At 65.0% G+C, this 23,164-nt stretch carries 25 protein-coding genes and 1 tRNA gene; 20 read left to right on the top strand and 6 right to left on the bottom strand.

Annotated features, from left to right (window positions below):
* Nucleotides 1-10: 10 nt before the first annotated feature.
* Both C4F17_RS08535 and C4F17_RS08530 read right to left on the bottom strand, forming a co-directional pair.
* On the bottom strand, nt 11-1,003 hold the full coding sequence (locus C4F17_RS08535; protein WP_106934945.1) for a tripartite tricarboxylate transporter substrate binding protein: 993 nt from the start codon (nt 1,001-1,003) through the stop codon (nt 11-13).
* A gap of 158 nt (nt 1,004-1,161) precedes the next feature.
* Nucleotides 1,162-1,836 (bottom strand): TetR/AcrR family transcriptional regulator, encoded by a 675-nt coding sequence (locus tag C4F17_RS08530; protein ID WP_081266633.1) that lies wholly within the window; start codon nt 1,834-1,836, stop codon nt 1,162-1,164.
* A 93-nt stretch (nt 1,837-1,929) separates the two neighbouring features.
* Here C4F17_RS08530 and C4F17_RS08525 point away from each other — a divergent pair, with 93 nt between their 5' ends.
* The gene (locus tag C4F17_RS08525; protein WP_106934944.1) at nt 1,930-3,660 is read left to right on the top strand and encodes a thiamine pyrophosphate-binding protein; all 1,731 of its coding nucleotides are present in this window, start codon (nt 1,930-1,932) and stop codon (nt 3,658-3,660) included.
* On the opposite strand, the gene C4F17_RS08520 is transcribed toward C4F17_RS08525, so the two are convergent.
* Nucleotides 3,620-3,919, bottom strand: a complete 300-nt coding sequence (locus tag C4F17_RS08520; RefSeq protein WP_106934943.1) for a hypothetical protein — start codon at nt 3,917-3,919, stop codon at nt 3,620-3,622. The two genes, C4F17_RS08525 and C4F17_RS08520, sit on opposite strands and share 41 nt — an antisense overlap.
* Before the next feature lie 103 nt (nt 3,920-4,022).
* Here C4F17_RS08520 and C4F17_RS08515 point away from each other — a divergent pair, with 103 nt between their 5' ends.
* Nucleotides 4,023-4,766, top strand: coding sequence for an AraC family transcriptional regulator (locus C4F17_RS08515; protein WP_106934942.1), 744 nt, complete (start codon nt 4,023-4,025; stop codon nt 4,764-4,766).
* An 86-nt stretch (nt 4,767-4,852) separates the two neighbouring features.
* Here C4F17_RS08515 and C4F17_RS08510 read toward each other — a convergent pair whose 3' ends face one another.
* Nucleotides 4,853-5,305 carry an SWIB/MDM2 domain-containing protein gene (locus tag C4F17_RS08510; protein ID WP_081266636.1) on the bottom strand — a complete coding sequence of 151 codons (453 nt, stop codon included), beginning with the start codon at nt 5,303-5,305 and terminating at the stop codon, nt 4,853-4,855.
* A gap of 154 nt (nt 5,306-5,459) precedes the next feature.
* Nucleotides 5,460-6,383, bottom strand: coding sequence for a DMT family transporter (locus C4F17_RS08505; RefSeq protein ID WP_106934941.1), 924 nt, complete (start codon nt 6,381-6,383; stop codon nt 5,460-5,462).
* Between the two features lie 41 nt (nt 6,384-6,424).
* Between C4F17_RS08505 and C4F17_RS08500 the strand changes: the two genes are divergently transcribed.
* The 14 genes from C4F17_RS08500 to C4F17_RS08435 all read left to right on the top strand — a co-directional run bounded on the left by C4F17_RS08500 (nt 6,425) and on the right by C4F17_RS08435 (nt 18,497).
* Nucleotides 6,425-6,817: a gamma-glutamylcyclotransferase family protein gene (locus C4F17_RS08500; protein ID WP_106934940.1), complete on the top strand. Its 393-nt coding sequence runs from the start codon at nt 6,425-6,427 to the stop codon at nt 6,815-6,817.
* Between the two features lie 227 nt (nt 6,818-7,044).
* On the top strand, nt 7,045-8,376 hold the full coding sequence (aceA, locus tag C4F17_RS08495; RefSeq protein ID WP_007832492.1) for an isocitrate lyase: 1,332 nt from the start codon (nt 7,045-7,047) through the stop codon (nt 8,374-8,376).
* Nucleotides 8,377-8,690: 314 nt separating this feature from the next.
* Nucleotides 8,691-10,598 carry a threonine--tRNA ligase gene (gene thrS / locus C4F17_RS08490; protein WP_106934939.1) on the top strand — a complete coding sequence of 636 codons (1,908 nt, stop codon included), beginning with the start codon at nt 8,691-8,693 and terminating at the stop codon, nt 10,596-10,598.
* A 101-nt stretch (nt 10,599-10,699) separates the two neighbouring features.
* Nucleotides 10,700-11,311, top strand: a complete 612-nt coding sequence (infC, locus tag C4F17_RS08485; protein WP_106934938.1) for a translation initiation factor IF-3 — start codon at nt 10,700-10,702, stop codon at nt 11,309-11,311.
* Nucleotides 11,312-11,462: 151 nt separating this feature from the next.
* Nucleotides 11,463-11,666, top strand: a complete 204-nt coding sequence (rpmI, locus tag C4F17_RS08480; protein ID WP_007832497.1) for a 50S ribosomal protein L35 — start codon at nt 11,463-11,465, stop codon at nt 11,664-11,666.
* Between the two features lie 24 nt (nt 11,667-11,690).
* Nucleotides 11,691-12,050 (top strand): 50S ribosomal protein L20, encoded by a 360-nt coding sequence (gene rplT / locus C4F17_RS08475; protein WP_012747009.1) that lies wholly within the window; start codon nt 11,691-11,693, stop codon nt 12,048-12,050.
* Nucleotides 12,051-12,162: 112 nt separating this feature from the next.
* Nucleotides 12,163-13,239 (top strand): phenylalanine--tRNA ligase subunit alpha, encoded by a 1,077-nt coding sequence (pheS, locus tag C4F17_RS08470; protein WP_106934937.1) that lies wholly within the window; start codon nt 12,163-12,165, stop codon nt 13,237-13,239.
* A 41-nt stretch (nt 13,240-13,280) separates the two neighbouring features.
* On the top strand, nt 13,281-15,722 hold the full coding sequence (gene pheT / locus C4F17_RS08465; RefSeq protein ID WP_106934936.1) for a phenylalanine--tRNA ligase subunit beta: 2,442 nt from the start codon (nt 13,281-13,283) through the stop codon (nt 15,720-15,722).
* A gap of 5 nt (nt 15,723-15,727) precedes the next feature.
* Entirely contained in the window at nt 15,728-16,105 is a 378-nt protein-coding gene (locus C4F17_RS08460) for an integration host factor subunit alpha (protein WP_081266764.1), read from the top strand.
* A 72-nt stretch (nt 16,106-16,177) separates the two neighbouring features.
* Nucleotides 16,178-16,645 (top strand): MerR family transcriptional regulator, encoded by a 468-nt coding sequence (locus tag C4F17_RS08455; protein WP_081266643.1) that lies wholly within the window; start codon nt 16,178-16,180, stop codon nt 16,643-16,645.
* 26 nt (nt 16,646-16,671) lie between these two features.
* Nucleotides 16,672-16,748, top strand: a tRNA-Pro gene (locus tag C4F17_RS08450).
* Nucleotides 16,749-16,978: 230 nt separating this feature from the next.
* A complete protein-coding gene (locus C4F17_RS08445) occupies nt 16,979-17,212 on the top strand; it encodes a hypothetical protein (RefSeq protein ID WP_081266766.1) in 234 nt (77 codons plus the stop codon).
* Between the two features lie 204 nt (nt 17,213-17,416).
* The gene (locus C4F17_RS08440) at nt 17,417-18,115 is read left to right on the top strand and encodes a Crp/Fnr family transcriptional regulator (RefSeq protein ID WP_106934935.1); all 699 of its coding nucleotides are present in this window, start codon (nt 17,417-17,419) and stop codon (nt 18,113-18,115) included.
* A gap of 121 nt (nt 18,116-18,236) precedes the next feature.
* Nucleotides 18,237-18,497 (top strand): hypothetical protein, encoded by a 261-nt coding sequence (locus C4F17_RS08435; RefSeq protein ID WP_081266673.1) that lies wholly within the window; start codon nt 18,237-18,239, stop codon nt 18,495-18,497.
* A gap of 57 nt (nt 18,498-18,554) precedes the next feature.
* Here C4F17_RS08435 and C4F17_RS32725 read toward each other — a convergent pair whose 3' ends face one another.
* Complete coding sequence (locus C4F17_RS32725; protein ID WP_159053624.1) at nt 18,555-18,764, bottom strand: hypothetical protein; 210 nt, start codon at nt 18,762-18,764, stop codon at nt 18,555-18,557.
* A 621-nt stretch (nt 18,765-19,385) separates the two neighbouring features.
* Here C4F17_RS32725 and C4F17_RS08430 point away from each other — a divergent pair.
* From C4F17_RS08430 to C4F17_RS08415, 4 genes are all read left to right on the top strand, one after another.
* A complete protein-coding gene (locus C4F17_RS08430) occupies nt 19,386-20,810 on the top strand; it encodes an EAL domain-containing protein (protein WP_106934934.1) in 1,425 nt (474 codons plus the stop codon).
* Nucleotides 20,807-21,013 carry a hypothetical protein gene (locus C4F17_RS08425; RefSeq protein WP_081266675.1) on the top strand — a complete coding sequence of 69 codons (207 nt, stop codon included), beginning with the start codon at nt 20,807-20,809 and terminating at the stop codon, nt 21,011-21,013. Before C4F17_RS08430 ends, C4F17_RS08425 begins: the two co-directional genes overlap by 4 nt.
* A gap of 131 nt (nt 21,014-21,144) precedes the next feature.
* The gene (locus C4F17_RS08420) at nt 21,145-21,654 is read left to right on the top strand and encodes a hypothetical protein (RefSeq protein WP_081266767.1); all 510 of its coding nucleotides are present in this window, start codon (nt 21,145-21,147) and stop codon (nt 21,652-21,654) included.
* Between the two features lie 16 nt (nt 21,655-21,670).
* On the top strand, nt 21,671-23,080 hold the full coding sequence (locus C4F17_RS08415; RefSeq protein ID WP_081266676.1) for a CsgG/HfaB family protein: 1,410 nt from the start codon (nt 21,671-21,673) through the stop codon (nt 23,078-23,080).
* The last annotated feature ends 84 nt before the right edge of the window (nt 23,081-23,164 follow it).

Below are 23,164 nucleotides of genomic sequence, written 5' to 3'. Positions count from 1 at the left end.
ACTTTCTGGCTTACTGTTGGACCGAAAGGCCGGCGGCCTTCACGAGATCGGCGTTGCTGGCGATCTCTTCCTTGATGTAGGCGTCGAACTGCGCGGGCTTGAGCGTCCATGGATCGGCGCCGAGCTTGGCGAAGCGCTCCTTCACCTCGGGCGTGGCCAGCGCCTTCGCCACTTCGGCGTGCAGCCGCTCAACGACGTCGCGCGGCGTCTTGGCGGGCGCCATCATTCCGATCCAGAAGTTGAACTCGGAGCCGGGCACGCCGGCCTCGGTGGTGGTGGGCACGTCGGGCAGCGCGGCGGCACGCTTGGGCGAACCGACGGCCAGCGCCAGCAGCTGGCCTTCCTTGATCTGGCCGATGACCGGCGCGATGGGCGAAAAGTAGTAGTCGACGCGGCCGGAGAGCACCTCGGTGACGGCTTCGCCCGACCCCTTGAACGGGATGTTGGTCGCGTCGATCTTCGCGGCCAGCTTGAATTTTTCGGCGTTCAGGTGCGTGGCGCTGCCCTGTCCGGCCGAGGCGAAGTTCATGCTGCCCGGCTTGGCGCGCGCGGCTGCCAGCAGCTGCGGCAGGGTCTTGATGTTCTTCGACGGCGAGATCACCAGCGCGTTGGGCAGCGACGAGATCGGCGTGACGCCGGCGAAGTCGTGCACCGTGTCGAAGGGCAGCTTGGCGAATGTCGATGGGCTGACCGTGTGCGACGACGAGTGGATCATCAGCGTGTAGCCGTCTGGCGCGGCCGTGGCCACCGCCTGCTGCCCGATGGTGCCGCTGGCGCCGCCGCGGTTGTCGATGACCAGCGGCTGGCCCATGCTCGCGCCCATCTTGTCGGTGATGGCGCGCGCAATGATGTCGGTGGTGCTGCCGGCGGCGAAGGGCACGATCACGCGGATCGGCTTGGACGGATAGCCGTTCTGTGCCGAGGCCATGGCCGGCAGCAGGGCAGCGATGCAGGTCAGCGAGGCAAGGGCAGTGGTGCGTGCAGTGCTTGCAAAGAACTTCATGGATGTCTCCGCGCGGTCGGGCCGCTTCTTGTGTCGATCAATTCACCAATGAGTGAATTATGGATTTTAGAAATGGCTGCGCCGCAGCGTCAACGGCCGCTGCCTAGTGAATACCCGGAGAGTCGGAGGGCGCGCCGCGGATGGGCGCGCCCGGTGCGTCAGTGCAGGACGTAGCCCAGCACGAGGTCTGTCATGTGCGAGAGGCGTTGCGCCATCGCCTTGGGGGCCCGCAGGTCACGGCCGAAGATGGCCGACAGCGTGTGGTTGTTCGACAGGTAGAAGTAGCACAGCGATGCGATGGAGATGTAGAGCTGCACCGGGTCCACGCCGGCGCGGAACAGGTTGTCGCGGCGGCCGCGTTCGAGCACTGTGTCGAGCAGCTGCACCAGCGGCGAGTTCATTTCCTGGATGCGCTCGGAGCGCTTCAGGTGCGACGCGCAATGCAGGTTCTCGCTGTTGAGCAGCGTGATGAACTCCGGGTGCTCCAGGTAGTAGTGCCAGGTGAACGACACCAGCTGGCGGATGGCCTCCACGGGGTCGATCTCGTCGAGGTGCAGGCGCTGCTCGGCCTCGCGGATGTCGGCGTACACGCGCTCCAGCACCGCAAGGAACAGGTCGTCCTTGCTGCCGAAGTAGTAGTAGATGAGGCGCTTGTTGAGCCCGGCGCGCTCGGCGATGCTGTCCATGCGCGCGCCGGCGAGCCCGCGCGCGGAGAACTCGTCGCGCGCCGACGCGAGGATGGCGAGCTGCGAGCGATCGGCGTCGCGCGAGCGTGGCTCGAGCGTTTCGGTCGCTTCGTGGGCGTCGGGCGTGGAGTCCTTTGGGGCCTTCATGTCGCGAATTTAACCAATTGGGGAATTAACGCAAGGCGTCTGCAGGGGGCGCACATAATTGCCGGAGACATTCGTAGCGAGGTTCTTCTTCACATGAGTACATCACAACCCGCAGGCCACCTGATCGTGGAGTGCCTGGTCGAGCAAGGGATGAATATCGCGTTCGGCGTGCCGGGCGAAAGCTTCCTGGCGGTGCTGGACGGTTTTCATGCATACCGCGACCGCGCGCGCTTCATCGTCAACCGCCAGGAGGGCGGCGCGGCCTTCATGGCCGAGGCGCACGGCAAGCTCACGGGGCGCCCGGGCGTGTGCTTCGTGACCCGCGGCCCGGGCGCGACCAATGCGTCGATCGGCGTGCACAACGCCTTCCAGGACTCGACGCCGATGGTGCTGTTCGTGGGCGACGTCGGCAGCGACTTCCGCGACCGCGAGGCCTTCCAGGAGGTCGACTACGGCAGCTTCTTCGGGCCGAGCACCAAGGGCTTCGCCAAGCGGGTGGAGCGCATCGACGACGCCGACCGCATTCCGGAGTACGTGGCGCGCGCCTTCGCCACCGCGATGAACGGGCGGCCGGGCCCGGTGGTGCTGGTGCTGCCGGAAGACATGCTGCGCAGCGAGACCGGCGCGCGGCCGCTGGCGCGCGTGGAGGCTGTCGAGCCGTGGAGCGACCCTGGCGCCCTGCGCACGTTGCGCGAGCTGCTGCTGAAGTCGCAGCGTCCGCTGGTCATCGCGGGGGGCGGCGGCTGGACGACGCAGGCGGCGCAGGCGCTGCAGCGCTTTGCCGAGAACTGGCGGCTGCCGGTGGCGAATGCCTTCCGCTTCCAGGACACCTTCGACAACCACCACCCGCTGTACGCGGGCGACGTCGGCATCGCGATCAACCCGAAGCTTGCGCAGCGCGTGAAAGATGCCGACCTGATCCTGGCCATCGGCCCTCGCCTGGGCGAGATGACGACCGGCGGCTACACGCTGCTCGAGGCGCCCAAGGCTAGGCAGACGCTGGTGCACATCCACGCAAGCGCGGAAGAACTCAACCGCGTCTACCAGGCCGACCTGGCCATCAACGCCGGCATGAGCGCCGCCGCGCGCAGCCTCGAGGTGCTGAGCGCGCCGCCGACGCTGCCCTGGGAAGAATGGGCCCTGCAGGCCCACGCGGACTACGAGGCCAACCTCGAGCCCCAGGCGCTGGCCGGCATGCCCGCCGAAACACCGCGCGGGCCGGTCGACATGGCGGCGGTCGTCGCGCTGCTGCAGAAGCACCTGCCGGCGGACGCCGCCATCACCAACGGCGCGGGCAACTTCGCGAGCTGGGTGCACCGCTACTTCCGCTATCACGGGCTCGCCAAGGGCGCCAAGACGCAGCTGGCGCCCACCAGCGGCGCGATGGGCTACGGGGTGCCGGCCGGCATTGCGGCCAACCTGGCGACGGGGCGGGTGGCCTTCACCATTGCAGGCGATGGCGATTTCCTGATGACGGGGCAGGAACTGGCGACGGCTTCGCAACACGGCGGCAAGAGCATCGTCGTGCTGCTGAACAACGGCATGTTCGGCACCATCCGCATGCACCAGGAGCGCGAGTACCCGGACCGCACGAGCGGCACGGCGTTGCGCAACCCCGACTTCTGCGGCCTCGCGCGCGCCTACGGCTATGCGGCCGAGCGCGTGACGCAGACGTCGCAGTTCGAGGCCGCGCTGCTGCGCGCGCTGGCGGCCGACACGGGCACGCTGATCGAGATTCCCCTGGACCCCGAGGTGATCACCACGCGCGGCACGCTGGCGTCGATCACGCGCGCGGCAAAGCAGCAGCAGCAGGCGCGGGGCTGAGCGCCGCGCGATGACGTGCCACCTCGGCGCGCAAGGCGGGCGACCGCAGCTCGAACACGTCGAACAAGCCCAGTGCGTCGAGCGTGGGAATCAGGGAAACCAGGTCTTGCTCGGCGGCTTGCCTGTCGGCGGCCGGCGTGCTTGCGTCTTCGAGGATGCGCACGTTGGCGAGGAAGGCGGCGACCGATCCCTTGCGCAGGGGCTGGCCGTCGATGACGGCGAAGTCCTGGCCGTCGGGCAATACGTCTTGGGCTCTCATCTTTGTTCCTTTGAAGGGGCAGTGAAGATGAGGCCGATGCTAGGCCGCAGCAGGTCTTCGGGCTTGCGGCGCGGGGCCAATCGATACCGCCGGCGGGCCACCCATGGCTGTTGATGGCCCTGTGAAGCTCTGGATCAGCGCCTACGTGGCGCCGCGCGTCACGGGCTACCACGCCCATGAGGACGGGCAGCTGTTCGCCTTGCGCGAGGGTTTGCAGGTCATCGAGACGCCTTCGGGCCGCTGGGTGCAGCCGCCGGGGTGGATCGGATGGATCGCGCCGCGGTGCGCTCACGCAGCGCAGAGCTTCGGTCCTACGGCGGGCTGGAGCCTGCACGTCGACGCTCGGTTGGGCGCACTACTGCCCGATGGGCCGCATGTGTTTGCCGCGACGCCGCTGGTGCAGGGGCTGGTCGACCGGCTGACCTCGCTCGATGCTTCTGCCGGTTCGCTCGATGCGCGCCGCGCGCGCTTGGTCGGCGTGCTGGTCGATGAACTCGCGGCGGGCGAACGTCCTTCGTTGCACCTGCCGATGCCGCAGGACAAGCGCCTTGCCGCGATGGCCGCCGCGCTGGCCGACGACCCGTCGCTGCCCGACACCATCGACGATTGGGCCGATCGAATCGGCATGGCCCGCCGCACGCTCACGCGCCGCTTCGCCGCCGAGACCGGATTGAGCTTTGCGCAGTGGCGCCAGCAGGCGAGGTTGCTCAAGGCGGTGGAGCTTCTGAGCCTGAAGGAGCCGGTGACGGCGGTGGCGCTGACGGTGGGCTACACCTCGGTCAGCGCCTTCATAGAGGCCTTCCGCAAGCACTTCAGGCGAACGCCGTCGCGCTTCTTCGAGGCGTGAAAGGCACCTGAAAGGCCCCGCTCGCGGGCAAAAAAAAGCCGGCTGGAAGCCGGCTTCTTGATTCAGGAGCGCGAGGCCCCTGGCGCTTACTTGACGTGCTTGCCGATCAGCGCGGCCAGTTCGAACATCGACACTTGGGCCTTGCCGAAGATTTCCTTCAGCTTGGCGTCGGCGTTGATGTTGCGCTTGTTGGCCTTGTCTTGCAGGTTGTTCTTCTTGATGTAGTCCCACAGCTTGCTCACGACAGCGGTACGCGGCAGCGGCGTGGAACCGACCACGGCAGCCAGTGCGGGGCTGGGGGTCAGTGCCTTCATGAACGCTGCGTTGGGCGTGCGCTTCTTTGCGGGAGCAGCCTTCTTTGCGGGAGCGGCCTTCTTTGCAGGAGCAGCCTTCTTCGCCGGTGCGGCCTTCTTGGCGGGAGCAGCGGCCTTCTTTGCCGGTGCAGCAGCCTTCTTGGCCGGAGCGGCGGCCTTCTTCGCAGGAGCCGCAGCCTTCTTTGCCGGAGCTTTCTTGGCCGGAGCCTTCTTTGCAGTTGCCATGGTTGATTTCCTTTTTTGGTTGAACACTCACCAATGAAAAACTTGCGTCTCCAGTGGCAATGCGGATGCTAAATGAGAAGAAACGCGTTTCCAAGGGAAAAAGCGCTTTTTTCATTGGGAGTTGTTGTTTTTTCAGAGGGGAGAAGCCCCGTTTTCACCGCCGGCGCCCGGGCCACGTCGCCAGCACCACGCCCACGAGTGCGATCACGAACGCGAGCAGCTGTGTCGAAGAGAGGCTTTCCCCCAGCACGAGCACGCCCACGAGGGCTGCGCTGACCGGCAGCAGCACAGCGAAAACACCCGCTTGTGCGGCTGGTACGTTGCGAAGTCCGGTCATCCAGAGCCACACCGTCCAGATGCTCGCCGCGAGCGCATAGGCCACGAGCAGTGCCCATGTACCGAAGCGCACGGCGGTGAAGTCGAACTGCAGCGCGAACCAGATGCCGAAGGGCATCGACAGCGCGAAGCCCCAGAGGTTGATGAGCGACGCGATGCGCTTGGGGCCGAGCCGTCCGGTGAGCGACTTGCCGATCACCGCATAGGCCGTCTCGCAGAGCACCGCGCAGAACACCAGCAGGTTGCCCAGCCAGGGCATCGACGCCGGCGAGGCGGAGGGCGTGGCCGATGCATGCGCGGGCGAGAGCGCCAGCAGGCCGATGCCGAGCGCGGCGCATGCGATGGCCAGGCCGATGCGCACCGTGATGCGCTCGCGCAGGAAGAGCCAGCTCGCGACGGCCACGCAGGCGGGGATCGACGCCATGATCACGCCGGCCGACACAGCGCTCGTCAGGCTCACGCCGAACAGCATGCAGATCGAGAACAGGAAGTTGCCGAGGAACGATTCGAGAAACACGAGCCAGCGCGTGTGCGCCGTCATGGGTGGCTCGTCGGGGGTGCGCTTGAGCCAATGCGGCATGGCCAGGGCGGCGATGCCGAAGCGCAGCCATGCGAGCAACAGCACAGGGAAGGCGGCAACGAGGGGCTTGGAGAGGGCAACGTAGCCGCCGACGAGCGACATGCTCAAGGCCAGGCAGCCGTAGGCCACGAGGCGGCCTGGTGTGGGGGCGGCGGAGTTCAATAGACTGAAGTTTTCGTAGTTGCTGGGAAGGCGGTTTTTCGATGATGCCCCACGTTTTTGTTTACGGCACGCTGCGCCGCGGCGGACGCAACGACATCGCGCGCTACCGGCCCGCGCCTGTGCTGGTGGGCGAGGCGGCGATCGGCGGCACGCTGTACGACCTGGGGACTTATCCGGGCGTGGTGCTGGGCGGGGCGCGGTGCGTGAAGGGCGAGGTGTATGCGATCGACCCCTCGGTGGAGGCGGCGCTCGATCTGCTCGAGGAGGTGGCCGACGACGACACGGGCGAGTACATCAGGCGGCGGGTGCGCGTGGAGGTGGGCGGGCGGTGGATCGATTGCCTGGTGTACGAGATCCATCCGTCGCGCATCGTGGGCCGGCGCGTGATCGAAAGCGGGGATTGGATCGCGCACGCGGTGCGCATCGGTGCTTGATTTTCACCACCGAAAGATTGATTGCGCATTGCGAAATCTTCCGCTGCTGCGCCGCAATATTTTTTCTCAATACGAGAAAAATAATTTTGCATTGAGAAATATCTCTGTAAGTTGTTGATTTTGATGGATGAAAAATATGTCTTCTATAAGACATAAGAGTCCGCAGCCGGATTAAAGTAACCCCACGGCCGCAGCGCCCAACCCTCAATCAACCTCACGGAGTGACCATGCCCCAGACCCTCACAGAACAACTCAGCCGCGAACAGCAAATCGCCGCCCTCGAAAAAGAGTGGGCCACCGACCCCCGCTGGAAGGGCGTCAAGCGCGGCTACAGCGCGGCCGACGTGGTGCGTCTGCGCGGCTCGTTCCCCATCGAGCACACGCTGGCCAAGCGCGGCGCGGAGAAGCTCTGGGACAAGATCAACGGCGGCGCCAAGAAGGGCTATGTGAACGCCTTCGGCGCCATCTCCGCAGGCCAGGCAATGCAGCAGGCCAAGGCCGGCCTGGAAGCCGTGTACCTGTCGGGCTGGCAAGTCGCTGCCGACGGCAACACGTCGGAAACGATGTATCCCGACCAGTCGCTCTATGCCTACGACTCGGTGCCGACGATGGTCCGTCGCATCAACAACACCTTCCGCCGTGCCGATGAAATCCAGTGGGGCCGCGGCATCAACCCGGGCGACAAGGAATTCATCGACTACTTCCTGCCGATCGTGGCCGATGCCGAAGCCGGCTTCGGCGGCGTGCTGAACGCCTTCGAGCTGATGAAGAACATGATCGCCTCCGGCGCTGCCGGCGTTCACTTCGAAGACCAACTGGCCGCAGTGAAGAAATGCGGCCACATGGGCGGCAAGGTGCTCGTGCCGACGCAGGAAGCCTGCGAGAAGCTGATCTCGGCCCGCTTCGCCGCCGACGTGATGGGCGTGCCCACCATCGTGCTGGCCCGTACCGACGCCGAAGCCGCTAACCTGATCACGTCCGACCACGACGCCAACGACAAGCCCTTCCTGACGGGCGAACGCACGCAGGAAGGCTTCTACCGCGTCAAGAACGGCCTGGAGCAAGCCATCAGCCGCGGCGTGGCTTACGCCCCCTATGCCGATCTGGTGTGGTGCGAAACCGGCGTGCCCGACATCGGCTTCGCCCGTGAGTTCGCGCAGGCCGTGCACGCTGCCTGCCCGGGCAAGCTGCTGTCGTATAACTGCTCGCCTTCGTTCAACTGGAAGAAGAACCTCGACGACAAGCAGATCGCGTCGTTCCAGGAAGACCTGTCGGAGCTGGGCTACAAGTACCAGTTCATCACGCTGGCCGGCATCCACGTCAACTGGTTCAACACCTTCCAGTTCGCCCACGCATACGCTCGCGGCGAAGGCATGAAGCACTACGTCAACATGGTGCAGGAGCCCGAATTCGCGGCGCGCGACAAGGGCTACACCTTCGTGTCGCACCAGCAGGAAGTGGGCGCGGGCTACTTCGACGACGTGACCACCGTCATCCAGGGCGGTTCGTCCAGCGTGAAGGCGCTGTCGGGTTCGACCGAAGAAGAACAGTTCCACTGATCCGCCGGATTATTTCGCTGTCACTTTGAGCCCGGCCGCGCGCCGGGCTTTTTTGCGCCCGGGATCAGGCCTCGAGGATGCAGCGCCCGCATCCCGAGCGGGCAGCGGCTAGAATCGCGGACTCTGCACTCAACAAGAGCGAGAAAGGCACCTTGGTTATGACACCGCGAACTACTCCGCAAGGATTCAGCGGCTTTTTCTTCACTGAAGGAAAAGGCCGGTAGCCCCGCGCACGCTGGTTTCTGCCAGCTCTACAACCAAGCAAAGCGCGGTCTTCCACCGCGCTTTTTTGTTTTTCTCCCCGAGGTTTTCACATGATCCAGATCACGCTCCCCGACAACTCGCGCCGCGAGTTCCCCGGCCCGGTTTCGGTGGCCCAGGTTGCCCAGTCCATCGGCCCCGGCCTCGCCAAGATGACGGTGGCCGGCAAGGTCGACGGCAAGCTCGTCGATGCCAGCGACGTCATCGACCATGACGCCAAGCTGCAGATCATCACGCCCAAGGACGACGAGGGTCTGGAGATCATCCGCCACTCGACGGCCCACCTGGTCGGCCACGCGGTGAAGCAGCTCTACCCGACGGCCAAGATGGTGATCGGCCCCGTGATCGACGAAGGCTTCTACTACGACATCTCGTTCGACCGCCCCTTCACGCCCGAAGACATGGCCGCCATCGAGGCGCGCATGCGCGAGCTGATCGCGCAGGACTACGACGTGATCAAGAAGATGACGCCGCGCGCGGAAGTCATCGAAGTCTTCAAGTCGCGTGGCGAAGACTACAAGTTGCGCCTCGTCGAGGACATGCCCGACGAGCAGGCCATGGGCCTGTACTACCACCAGGAATACGTCGACATGTGCCGCGGGCCGCACGTGCCGAACACGCGCTTCCTGAAGGTCTTCAAGCTCACGAAGCTGGCAGGCGCCTACTGGCGCGGCGACGCCAAGAACGAGCAGCTGCAGCGCATCTACGGCACGGCCTGGGCCGACAAGAAGCAGCTCGACCAATACATCCAGCGCATCGAGGAAGCCGAGAAGCGCGACCATCGCCGCCTGGGCAAGGAGCTCGACCTGTTCCACATCGACGAAGTGGCGCCGGGCGTGGTGTTCTGGCACCCGAAGGGCTGGGCGATCTGGCAGCAGGTGGAGCAGTACATGCGCGGCATCTACCGCGACACGGGCTACTGGGAAGTGAAGGGCCCGCAGATCCTCGACAAGAGCCTGTGGGAGAAAACGGGCCACTGGCAGAACTACCGCGACAACATGTTCACGACGGAGTCGGAGAAGCGCGAGTACGCGCTGAAGCCGATGAACTGCCCGGGCCATGTGCTGATCTTCAAGAGCGATCTGCGCAGCTACCGCGACCTGCCGCTGCGCTACGGCGAATTCGGCCAGTGCCACCGCAACGAGCCCAGCGGCGCGTTGCACGGCATCATGCGCGTGCGCGGCTTCACGCAGGACGACGGGCACATCTTCTGCACGGAAGACCAGATCCTCGACGAGTGCATCGCGTACACGGCGCAGCTGCAGAAGGTCTATGCCGACTTCGGCTTCACGGACATTCTCTACAAGGTCGCCACGCGGCCGGAGAACCGCGTGGGCTCCGACGAACTCTGGGACAAGGCCGAGCATGCGGTGATGGAGTCGCTGCGCCGCTCCGGCGTCGACTTCGTCATCGCGCCCGGCGACGGTGCCTTCTACGGCCCGAAGATCGAGTACACGCTGCGTGACGCCATCGGCCGCCAGTGGCAGTGCGGCACGATGCAGGTCGACTTCAACACGGCCGAGCGCCTGGGCGGCGAATACGTGACGGAATCGAGCGGTCGCGCACACCCTGTGATGCTGCACCGCGCGATTGTCGGCAGCCTGGAGCGCTTCATCGGCATGCTGATCGAACACCACTCCGGCGCAATGCCCGCATGGCTCGCTCCGGTGCAGGTTGCAGTGCTCAATATCAGCGAAGGACAGGCCGACTACGCTGCGCAAGTTGCGAAAACGCTGCAAAATCAAGGGCTTAGGGTCCAGCTGGATCTGCACAACGAAAAGATTACGTATAAAATACGGAAGCATTCGTTGCAAAAGCTCCCTTACATCGTTGTCGTGGGTGACAAGGAAAAGGAAGCAGGTGCCGTCGCAGTGCGCGCCCGGGGAAATCAAGACCTCGGTGCAATGTCCCTCGAATCGTTTGCACAACGGCTCGTGCAGGATGTTGCTGACAAGCGTTGATTTGTCTCTGAAACACCCTATATGTTTCCTTGCCAAATCGTGCCGCTTGTCCGCGAGGACTGACCGGCGTTCGCTACAGATTTTGTAGCAAATTTTGAAGGATTCTGACCATCGCTACTGCATTTCGCGACCGCCGCCACCGCGAGGAACGCCAACACCGCCTGAACCGGGAAATCATGGCCCCGGAAGTCCGCCTGATCGGCCCGGATAACGAGCAATTGGGTGTCGTGAGTCTTGCCGAGGCTTTGCGCCTTGCCGGTGAGCAGGACGTGGATCTGGTGGAGGTCGTCGCGGCGGCCAATCCGCCGGTGTGCCGCCTGATCGAGTACGGCAAGTTCAAGTACCACGAGCAGAAGAAGGCGGCCGAGGCGAAGTCGAAGCAGAAGGTCATCGAGGTCAAGGAAATCAAGTTCCGCCCCGGTACCGACGATGGCGACTACAACATCAAGATGCGCAATATCAAGCGCTTTCTTGAAGACGGCGACAAATGCAAGATCACGCTGCGCTTCCGCGGCCGCGAGATCACGCACCAGGAGCTGGGTCTGGCACTGCTGCAACGCATTCGCGACGAACTGGGCGACCTGATCATGGTCGAGCAGTTCCCGAAGCTCGAAGGCCGGCAGATGATCATGATGATCGCGCCAGGGCGCAAGAAGGCTGGTGGCGGAGCGCCAAAGCCTGCGGCTGACGCTGCTGCACCTGCGGCGGCCTGAGGTCTGCGGTAGAGAGGTTTTGAAGGGATTTCGCCTTTGCCCGCGCTTCGCAAGAAGGGCTGGCAGGGGCGAGATAAAGAAGTGTCTCGGGGCCAACAAGTCCGTGGAGCATCCATGGCGCCTCACGAGCACAAACTAAAGGAGCATTCACATGCCCAAAATGAAGACCAAGAGCAGCGCGAAAAAACGTTTCCGCGTTCGTCCCGGTGGCACCGTCAAGCGCGGTCAAGCCTTCAAGCGTCACATCTTGACGAAGAAGACCACCAAGAACAAGCGTCACCTGCGTGGTGCAGTCGCAGTGCATGAAACCAACATGGTTTCTGTCGCCGCCATGCTGCCCGGCCGTGGCATTTAACTCAGACGAACAAGGAGTACACACATGCCTCGCGTCAAACGTGGTGTAACGGCTCGCGCCCGCCACAAGAAAGTTCTCGCACTCGCAAAGGGTTTCCGCGGTCGTCGCGGCAATGTCTTCCGCATCGCCAAACAGGCGGTGATGAAGGCGGGCCAATACGCCTACCGTGACCGTCGTACCAAGAAGCGCGTGTTCCGTCAGCTGTGGATCGCGCGTATCAACGCCGCCTCGCGTGAACTGGGCCTGACCTACAGCCAGTTCGCCAATGGCATCCGCAAGGCCGGTATCGAGATCGACCGCAAGATGCTTGCGGACATCGCCGTGCACGACAAGGCCGCATTTGCCGGCATCGTGGAGCAGGTCAAGGCCAAGCTGGCTGCTTGATTCTGCACAGCAGGCTGCCGCCTCCGGGCGGCTTCCTGCGCCCACGGCTCAAGGGCTGGCGCTTTAAAAGGCTCCAGCTCTTTTTTATTTCCCCTCGAAGATTTTTGTTGCTATGAACGAGTTGGACTCCCTTGTCGACACCGCACGCGCCGCCTTCGCCGAAGCGAAAACGCCCGCAGAGCTCGAAAACGCCAAGGCCCAGTTCCTCGGCAAGTCGGGCCGCATCACCGAGCTGATGAAGGGCATGGCCGCGCTGAGCGTCGAAGAGAAGAAGTCCCGCGGCGCGGCGATCAACGTGGCCAAGCAGGCCATCGAGGCCGCGCTGACCGATCGCCGCCAGCAACTGGCCGACGAAGAACTCTCCTTGCAACTGCGCGCCGAAGCCCTCGACGTGAGCCTGCCCGGCCGCCGCCGCATCCCGGGCGGCCTGCATCCCGTGAGCCGCACCCTGGAGCGCATCGAGGAAATCTTCTCGAGCATGGGCTTCGACGTGGCCGACGGCCCCGAGATCGAAAGCGACTGGCACAGCTTCACCTCGCTCAACAACCCGCCGAACCATCCCGCGCGTTCGATGCAGGACACCTTCTACGTCGACATCAACGGCGACGACGGCATTCCCTACAACCTGCGTCCGCACACCAGCCCGATGCAGGTGCGCTATGCGCATCAGCACATCAAGAAGTACGCCGCCGAGTTCGCCGCCGCGGCGGCCGACACCACTGGCACCGTGAAGGCGCCCGAGATCCGCGTGATCGCGCCGGGCCGCACTTATCGCGTCGACAGCGACGCCACCCACTCGCCCATGTTCCACCAGTGCGAAGGCCTGTGGCTCGGCGAGAACGTGAGCTTCAAGGACCTCAAGGTCGTCTTCACCGACTTCTGCCGCACCTTCTTCGAGCGCGACGACCTCGTGCTGCGTTTCCGCCCGAGCTTCTTCCCGTTCACCGAGCCGAGCGCCGAGATCGACATCCAGTTCGCCAGCGGCCCGCTGGCCGGTCGCTGGCTCGAGGTGTCGGGTTCGGGCCAGGTGCATCCGAACGTGGTGCGCAACATGGGCCTCGACCCCGAGTGCTACATCGGCTTCGCCTTCGGCATGGGCCCTGACCGGCTCACGATGCTGCGCTACGGCGTGAACGACCTGCGCCTGTTCTTCGACGGCGACCTGCGTTTTCTCTCGCAGTTCCAGTAAGCCCCCTCCATACATAGAAAAACCAGATCGAGATCGAAGAGATGCAATTCCCGGAATCCTGGCTGCGCGAGTTCTGCAATCCGCCCCTCGACAGCGCCGAACTGGCCGAAACGCTCACCATGGGCGGTTTCGAGGTCGAAGAGCGCCGTCCGGTCGCGCCGCCCTTCACGCGCATCGTGGTCGGCGAAATCAAGGAAGCCGAGCAGCACCCGAATGCCGATCGCCTGCGCGTGTGCCAGGTCGACGTGGGGCAGGGCGCCTTGCTCAACATCGTGTGCGGCGCGCCCAATGCGCGCGTCGGCATCAAGGTGCCGTGCGCTCTCGTCGGCGCCGAACTGCCGCCGGGTGAAGACGGCAAGCCTTTCCTCATCAAGCTGGGCAAGCTGCGCGGCGTCGAGAGCCAGGGCATGCTGTGCTCGGCGCGAGAACTGCACCTGAGCGAAGACCACGGCGGCCTGCTCGAGCTCGCTGCCGACGCGCCCATCGGCGCCGACGTGCGCGATGTGCTCAAGCTCGACGATTCGCTGCTCACCCTCAAGCTCACGCCCAACCTGGCGCACGGCCTGAGCGTGTACGGCGTGGCACGCGAACTCGCCGCGCTCACCGGCGCGCCGCTCAAGACGCCGGCCATCGCGCCGGTGGCCCCGGCGTTCAGCGACGTGCTGCCCGTCAAGGTCGAGGCGCCCGAGCTTTGCGGCCGCTTCTCGGGCCGCATCGTGCGCGGCGTGAACACCAAGGTGGCCACGCCGGCATGGATGGTCGAGCGCCTGGCGCGCTGCGGCCAGCGCAGCGTGACGCCGCTGGTCGACATCTCGAACTACGTGATGTTCGAGTACGGCCAGCCCAGCCACATCTTCGACCTCGACAAGATCCATGGCGGCCTCACCGTGCGCTGGGGCAAGGCGGGCGAGCAGCTCAAGCTGCTCAATGGCACGACCATCACGGTGGACGACAAGGTCGGCGTGATTGCCGACGACCGCGAGGTCGAGTCGCTCGCCGGCATCATGGGCGGCGACGCCACCTCCGTTTCGGACGACACGCAGAACATCTACGTCGAGGCCGCGTTCTGGTGGCCTGCCGCCGTGCAGGGCCGCTCGCGCCGCTTCAACTTCTCGACCGACGCCGGCCATCGCTACGAGCGCGGCGTCGATCCGAGCCGCACCGTGCAGATCATCGAGCGCATCACGCAGTTGATCGTCGAAATCTGCGGCGGCCAGGCCGGCGCGATGGACGACCAGAAACTGCACGTGCCCGAGGCCGTCCCCGTCACGCTTCGCGTGGCGCGCGCCGCGCGCGTGATCGGCATGCCGCTGACGCAGGCGCAATGCGCCGACGCGCTGAACCGGCTGGGCTTTGCCATCACCGAAGGCGAAGGCACGCTGACCGTGACCCCGCCGCCGCATCGCTTCGACCTGCTCATCGAAGAAGACCTGATCGAAGAAGTGGCGCGCCTGATCGGCTTCAACAACCTGCCGACCACCGCGCCGCTCGCGCCGATCACGGCCCGTGTGCGGCCCGAGGCGCAGCGTGGCCGCTTTGCGGTGCGCCGCGCCGTTGCGGCGCTGGGCTATCAGGAAACGATCAACTTCAGTTTCGTCGAGGCGCATTGGGAGCAGGACCTTGCCGGCAATGCCAATCCGATCAAGCTGCTGAACCCCATCGCCAGCCAGATGAGCGTGATGCGTTCGTCGCTGCTGGGTTCGCTGCTGCAGGTGCTCAAGTTCAACCTCGATCGCAAGGCGCCGCGCGTGCGTGTGTTCGAGCTGGGCCGTGTCTACCTGCGCGACGACAGTGTCGCCACCACCGACAGCACCGTGCGCGGCGTTCATCAGCCGATGCGCGTGGCGGGCCTTGCGTGGGGCGATGCCGACGAAGCGCGTTGGGACGGCAAGCCCGAGCGCATCGACTTCTACGACGTCAAGGGTGACGTGGAAGCACTGCTCGCGCCGCTGGTGCCGAGCTTCGAGGCAGCCGAACATCCCGCGCTGCACCCGGGCCGTTCGGCACGCGTGCTGGTCGACGGCAAGGCCATCGGCTTCGTCGGTGAACTGCATCCGCGCTGGCGCCAGAAGTGGGACTTTGCCCAGGCGCCGGTGCTGTTCGAACTCGATCTCGACGCAGTGACGGCGCGCCCCGTGCCCGTGGCGCAGCCGGTGCCCAAGCACCAGGCCGTGGAGCGCGACATCGCCGTCGTCGTGGCCGAAGCCGTCACGCACGACGCGCTGATGCAGACCATCCGCGCGGCCACGGCCGCGCAGGGCCTGCTGCGCGATGCGACGCTGTTCGACATCTACCGTCCCCAGCCGCTGCGCGATGGCGCCGTGGCTGCGCCGGGCGCGCTGGCACAGGGCGAGAAGAGCATGGCGGTGCGCCTGAGCTTCCAGAGCGACAGCGCCACGCTGACGGACGAGCAGGTCGAGCCTGCGGTGCGTGCCATCGTCGAACAATTGGGCGCCAAGCTCGGCGGCCGCTTGAGGGGGTGAAGAGAATGAATGCTGCCGACTTCACGCTCGAGGCCCTGGAAACGCCTGCGCTCACCAAGGCGCACCTGGCAGACCTGCTGTTCGAGCAGATCGGCCTGAACAAGCGTGAGTCCAAGGACATGGTCGAGGCGTTCTTCGAGCTCGTGGCAAGGAGCCTCATCGAAGGCACGGACGTGAAGATCTCGGGCTTCGGCAACTTCCAAATCCGCGTGAAGGCACCGCGGCCGGGGCGCAATCCGCGTACCGGCGAAGCCATTCCGATCGGTGAGCGCCGCGTGGCCACTTTCCACGCGAGCGCCAAGCTCAAGGAACAGATTCACGGCAGCATCGAGCCGCAGGGCGGTGCGGCGACCGAAGTCGAGTGGAGCCTTGGCACCGAGTGAATGAATAGTGCTTGGTGCTGCGCGCTTGCGTAGAGTAATCTCTAAGGTTTCCCGCGCACAGTCTTGATTTCAATGGAGAAAACGCTCCCGCCGATTCCTGTCAAACGCTACTTCACCATCGGTGAGGTGGGCGAGCTCTGCGGCGTCAAGCCGCACGTGCTGCGCTATTGGGAGCAGGAGTTCACGCAACTGCGGCCCATGAAGCGGCGCGGCAACCGCCGCTACTACCAGCACCACGAGGTGCTGATGATCCGCCGCATCCGTGACCTGCTCTACGACCAGGGCTTCACCATCAGCGGTGCACGCAACAAGCTGCAAGAACTGGTGCAAGGTGAGCGCGATCGCCGCAAGGCCGGTGGCGAACTGCCGCTCGAAGGCATGGAAGCGATCGAGATCGAACAGGAAGAATTCGATGCGGCCGTTCAGGACGCGCCGGCACCCGTGGCTGCCGCTGCGCCGAAGATGGCCGATCTGTCGCAGTTGCTGAACCTTCGACGCGAACTCTTTGAAATTCGTGAGCTGCTGACTGTCGGACACTGAATTTTCACAGCTATAATTGAGAGCTTCGGTGTGTGGCGCAGCCTGGTAGCGCACTTGCATGGGGTGCAAGGGGTCGAAGGTTCGAATCCTTTCACACCGACCAAAATCAGTAGATGGAACAACGGCTTACGCTCACAAGGCGTAGGCCGTTTTTCTTTGCGCGTGACGAGCAGAGGTTCACCCGGCCTGGACCTGCGGTGGAACTGACGCCCTCAGTCTTGGACGAGATGTTTTTCACGATTGGCAAAGGTTGTGCGCAATGCTCGACGAGCAGATTGGCGCTTGTGAACTAGTTCCTGTGCCTATGGGACGGTGCCTTTTATCCTCAAGACCATGATGAGAGCACCAACCCACATTCTTGACCTGCCCGATGGTTGGACTGCTGATTTCGAGATCGTCCGCACCCTTCATGGCTCCTATGCCGGCATTGCCAGGCTGAGCCTCAGTGGTGTGCAGAAGTGCGCGTTGGTCATCACCCAGCAACTGACCTGGGACGGCGCCTTCGAGCGCGCATGTGCGCGGGCCGCGCACTTCGTGCGGGAGTGGATCTCAAGCGCTCGGGAGTGATGCAGGCTTTTCTGCACGCATAGATAGCGCTCTTCTTGAAGGGCTCCGGCTAGATATCGCCGAGAACTGTCAAAAAGTACCGAATCGGAAGAGGGCCAGTCTCCGGAGTGAGACGTCCGGTCAAGTCCGTGGATGACGAGCCAGCACTCTCTGTATCCGCCTTGCGACGCCAACGTCGCGGCGGCCCGGAGACCGCTTCCCGTCATGTACCTGCATCCACTTCTTGCCAAGTTGCCCACCCTCGAGCGCGACGCGCTCGTCCAGTCCAGCGAACTGCGCTCATACCGGCGCAACGCTCCGGTTCTCGTTGCCGGTGATTGGACAAGCCACATCTACTGTGTCGCGAATGGCCTGCTGCGCGTAGCGGCCCCGGGCGGCGGCGATGGCACGGACGTCACGACCGATTTCATTCGTCCCGACGACTTCTTCCTCGGCCCATCCTTGAGCGAGGACAGGTACCAAGCCAGGCAGGGCTTGATCGCGGTGCTGCCGTCGTCGGTGTACCTCGTTCCGGCCGCCGCACTGCGCGAGTTGTGCGCGAAGCATTCAGAGGTGGCGCTCGGTCTCCTGGGGCTTGCGATGAATCGCATGTCCGGCATTCGTGGGCAGATGCGCAGCGTGTCGGAACTGCCGACCGAAGACTTGGTGAGCCGCGTGCTTCAGCAGTTGACCCACTTGGCACCAGCAGGTGCTGGCAGCTACGACAGGCGCATCACGCAGTCGGTGATCGCCTCTTACTCGGGGCTCTCGCGCGAGGTGGTCAACAAGACGATGCGCAATCTGGAGAGCAGGGGGCTCGTGCGACGCGACGAGGACGGAATTCATGTGCTGCCGCAACTCGTGGAGGCTCCGGCGCCGCCTCGGGTATCCGGTACATCGACCGGATGCAGCCAGCGCGTGTAGTGCGTAGGGGCGGCGGGAGACGAGGAAGGCGAGAGAACGATCGCGCCATTAGAAAAATCTTCTTCTCATACCAAGGAACTAATTCCTTGGTGTGACATTGCCCGCGGCCTATTCTCGGCGCATGAGTTCAACGCAACAACAACAACTTCTGGTCGAACTGCCCGACGGGTGGTCGAGCCGGATCGATATCAAGCAAACCACCAATGGCCGCTACGCGGGTGTCGCCGAATTGAGCCTGCAGGGGCTCAAGTGGGGCGTTCTGGTCTTCATGCAGCAGCCGTCGCTGGAAGCCGCGCTGGCACGTGTGCGGCTGCGGGCCAGCCAGTTCGCGAGAGAACGGATTTCGCTGCTCGACGTCGAAGCGCGGATGCAGCTGCACTGAGGCTCAAATGAAGAAAGCCCGCGCAAGGCGGGCTTTGGGATGCGGTCGTGGACTCTCTCACGCAGTCCACGGTTGCGGCAGATTTTCATTTGCCCATGTTTTTCCTATCCCGCGCATGAAGATTGCCAAACCACGCGCGATGGCAAACGCGGCACCATCGATGTTCTCCTTGGACAAGCTTGGAAGAACATCATGAAGACATTCAGAAAGCTCATCGGCGGCGCCATCTCTCTCGCAGGCGCGGTGGTGATCGTTGCCCAGCTTCATGTGGTCGTGCCCGGGGCCTGAAGCCCACACCGGCCGGTTGATCTGATGGCGGAACGGCTCCTGGAGCCGTTCGCACAGCCATTGCGCCAGTTCGCTCTCGCTCCAGCTCAGTCCCGTGAGCCGTCCGGTGTTCTTCGAACATTGTTTACAAATGTGAGCAGGAACACATTCACGGGCCGAAAGCGAATGCCAACGGCTACTGTAATCCGTAGTATTCATTTTGTTTCAAATGTCCTACGGAGCTTGCAACGTGATGGTTCAAAGATCCCCGTTCTTCCGAACGTACAAGCCACGCCATGCCGTGTGCGGGTCTGCCTCACGAACGCGTGGCGCCGATGAGTCGAGGGCCACGTCCATGCCTTATTCCTAGCTGCCGCAGCGCGAGCGCAGGCGTTCTCCGCCTGACGCTGCGCACTACCTCGCCGTGACCCGATAGCCGATCGCGAGGCCTCCTGAAAAGAAGGCCCGTCGTCTGACGGCTGTCGCCTGCGCGTCGAGTTTCCAAAAGTCCGGTTCGAACCCGCGTTGCGACGTGGGATGGCCGACTGTTGCCGCAAGAAACGCGGTGGCTCTTTCTTCTCTTGTGTGACTTCGACGCAGAAATTTTCGACCGAGGATGCAATGCCTGCTCTCTCTCCGCTGACAACCTGGCCTCTCGGCGCGGACCTGCCCGCCGGCTGGGCACCGCGTGCGTCGGCGACGGGCGACGCGGCAAACGACCGCCCGCCTCGCGACGCGAGCGACGCGCAGGACACGATGCGCATTCCCTATGCGGACTCGGTGCCCTTCGTTTCCACCGTGCCCGCCGAGCTCTTCGCGCGCCAGCCGCGGCACAGGCCTTGCGCCTACGTCTTCATCGCGAACCTGCCGCACCTCGCCGAGGCCTACGGACAAGATTTCGCGTCGAGCGCCAGCCGCGAGATCCAGCGCCGCCTGTGCGCGAATTTCCTGTGTTCGGCCGAGACCGATCTCGCCCGCCTGCGCGACGACTGCTTCCTGCTCTGGGCCAACGATGCCTTCGCGGCCGGCACGGTGCGCGCCGGCTCGTCCGTGAGCCGCGAGCTTGAGACGCTGCTGGCCGAACTCGGCGCGGAGCCGGTGCGCGCCGGCGGGATCGCCGCAATGGCGCAGCTGCATGCCGACTGGATCGAGGTGCGCCCCCCCGAGGAACTCGGCACCGCCGAGATCGAGCTCACGCTGTGGACCGCGCAGCCTTTCCCCGAGTCGGGCGAGAGCAGGGCGGACGGATGGCGCCAGCGCTACCGCGCCGACATGGACGTCGCCGTGCACGTCAGCGAGGCCGTGCTGGCCCAGGGGCTGAGCTTCGGATGGCAGCCCGTGGTGCACGCGGGCGGCATCGCCACCATCTTCTACAGAGAGGGCCGCCCGCGCATCGCCCCGAGCCGCGGAGAACCCGCGTCGCTCGCGCCGGAGGTGTTCCTGCCATGCCTGCAGCGCCTGGGCCTTGCGCGCGCCTTCGACCGCCTCGTGCTGCGGCGCGCGATGGAAGCCCTGAGGCTGCGTCCTTCGGCGCACATCGGCGTGCGCATCAGCGCGCAGAGCGCCAAGCCCGATCACTGGTGGGCTTCGCTGCTGTCGGCGCTCGACGAAGAGTTTGCGTTGGCCTCGCGCCTGGTGATCGAGATCACCGGCAGCAGCGGCCTGCCCGACCTTGAGGCGGCGCGCGATTTCTGCGTGCAGCTGCAGTTGCGCGGCTGCCGCATCGCGCTGCGCGACTTCGGCGGCGGCGGCGACAACCTGGCGGCCGTGCAGGCCTGCCGCCCCGACATCGTGAAGCTCGACGCTTCCTTCCTGCGCCGTGCACGCAGCAGCGCCTTCGGCCGCGAGTGCCTGCAGGGAATGGTCTCGCTGTGCAGCCACTTCGCGACGCACGTGGTGGTCGACGGCGTCGAGCGCGAGGACGACGTGCACGTCGCCCTGGCCGCGGGCGCGCAGTGGCTTCAGGGTTACAGCGTTCGCGGCAGCGAGCCGCAAAGCCAGGCCGAGGCGCCCGCCGCCCGGCGCCAACAGGTGGACTTCTCATGAACATGCCTACGGACCTGCACCTTCGCCTTGCCCGGTTGAACACCGAGCTGCTCCAGCTGCAACGCGCAGTGCAAGACCTGATGCAGCAATGCGTCATGCACTCGGACAACGCGAGTGCGGACGACATCGTCGCCAAGGCCCAGTACCTGGCGCTCGAAGCCGCGTTGCGCATGCCCGATGCGCGCAGCACGACGCGCGCATGACACCGCTTCCCCCTTCAACGTTTCCTCTCTCCCGCAGAAATCCTATGCCTACCCAACTCGTCCAGGTTCCCCCCGGCGCGCGACACCTCCGGTTGCGCCAGCGCTTGTCTTTCGTTTCGCTCAGGCACTTCATGCAAGTGGGTGTGCATGCGTTCTTCGTGGTCGCGGCAGTGGGGGCTTCGGCCAACAACGTGGGCGAGAACAGCGCCTGGCAGTTCCAGACCTCCGCGGACAAGGCCAACCAGGCCGCGGTGCAGGACATGATCCAGCGCAAGAAGGCCGGCAGCTATGGGGCGGCCAACTACACCACCAACAACTACGTCGGCAAGCAATACAACTGCGACATCACGGCCACGGCACAGGGCAACCAGGGCACCAACAGCACGGTCGCCAATTCGCCCAGCACCAGCGGACCGGCCGCCAATTCCACGGGCAATGCCAACACGGGCTATGGCGGCGCGGGCACGGTGACGACGGGCCAGGCCAATACCGGCACCGTCGGCTCGTTCGTGAACGGGTCCACCAGCAGCAGCGTGCAGGGCTGGTCCAGCCAGGCCCTGAACTCCAACCAGACCAACACCGGCAACCAGAGCGCCAGCGTCGGCGGCAGCTCGGCATGCGCATTCGGCGCGCTCAACTGACAGGGAAGAAGAAAGAATGATCACGTTCGAGTCGATCCGCGCATTGCCGCGCGTCAAGAAGACGGCCGCGTCGCGCGGCCTGCTGGCGGCAGCCGCCGTCATGAGCCTGGCCGGTTGCGTGACCGCGCCGCAGCAGCAGCTTGCGCCGAAAGAGGCGCCCATCGTCCTCGGCCCAGCCGTGCGCGAGAACATCACGCCGATGGAGCCCGTGCTCGCCTGCTTCGGCGACCACGTGGCCGCCATGCAGCGTCCGCCCATCGTCATCACCGTGGGCGACGTGAAGGACTACACCGGCAAGTACAGCATCAACGAAGGCAATGCCATCACGCAGGGCGGCGCGCTGATGGTGTATTCGGCACTCGGCAAGCTCGGCGGCGCGGTGCAGGTGGCCGAGCGCTTCGACCCCGTCATCGCCGAACGCGAGCTCGGCTATGCCGACCGCCGCCAGCTCGGCGATGGCCGCACGCACCAGCTCGCCGGCCCCAACGGCGGGCAGGTGGTGCCGTGGCTGCCGTACTTCGGCGGTTCCATCAACAAGTCCGACTACTTCATCGTCGGCGGCATCACCGAGCTCAACTACAACATCAACTCCGGCGGCGCCGAGGTCGCGGTGAACCAGGTGGGCATCAAGGCGCGCACCTTCAGCCAGTCGGTGGGCGTGGACCTGCGCATCGTCGACACCAAGACGCTGATGATCGTCAAGACCATCAGCCTGACCAAGCAGTTCAACGGCTACGAGGTCGGCTTCAACGTCTTCCGCTTCTTCGGCAGCAAGCTGTACGACATCGACGTCGGCGCCAAGGGGCAGGAACCCGTGCAGATGGGCGTGCGTGCCGCGCTCGAAGAGGGCGTGGTGCGCCTGGTGGCCGCCGTCTCCAAGGTCGACCCCGAGCCTTGCCTGGGCATGCGCATGAACGACCAGCTGCAGATGGTGCCGGCCGAGAAGCTGCGCAGGGTCGCCAACCCGCTGGTCGATTCGGCCGGCACGCCGGTGCAGCAGGGCGAGGCCGTCAACGCGGCCAGCCAGACCGGCGCCAGCCTGTCGGGTTCCAGCGTGCAGATCCCGTTCGAGTTCGGCGCCGCCGCGCTCACGGGCGGCACGCTGAACCTGCTCGACCAGATCGCCGCGGCCGCCGCCAAGGGCGCGACCGAAGTCGTGCTCGTGGCGCGCGACACCGAGAACTGGGACGCCGGCAAGCGCGACATGTTGACAGACCAGCGCATCGGCGTGGTCACGTCCGCGCTCGCGTCGCGCGGAATCGCCCCCGGCGGCATCAACGTCACATGGCGGCCTGACAAGGCGGACACGTCGATCCATCGCGACGGTCCCGGCCTGCAGGAGATCGCCAAGCTCCGCGTGCAGGGCGCGGGGAGGGGTGGACCGGCCCGCACGGTCCGCGAGGAGAACGCAACCGGAGGGAAGTAACCGACACCGAGTCCCCAACCGCACCACCACCACCACAACGCATCACGTTTCCAGATCGGTCCCCTTCGGGATCGAGTCAGTCAT

The sequence above is a fragment of the Variovorax sp. PMC12 genome, assembly GCF_003019815.1.
Lineage (GTDB): Bacteria > Pseudomonadota > Gammaproteobacteria > Burkholderiales > Burkholderiaceae_C > Variovorax.
Note: the sequence above shows the minus strand (reverse complement) of the source record. Positions and strands in the feature narration are given on the sequence as shown.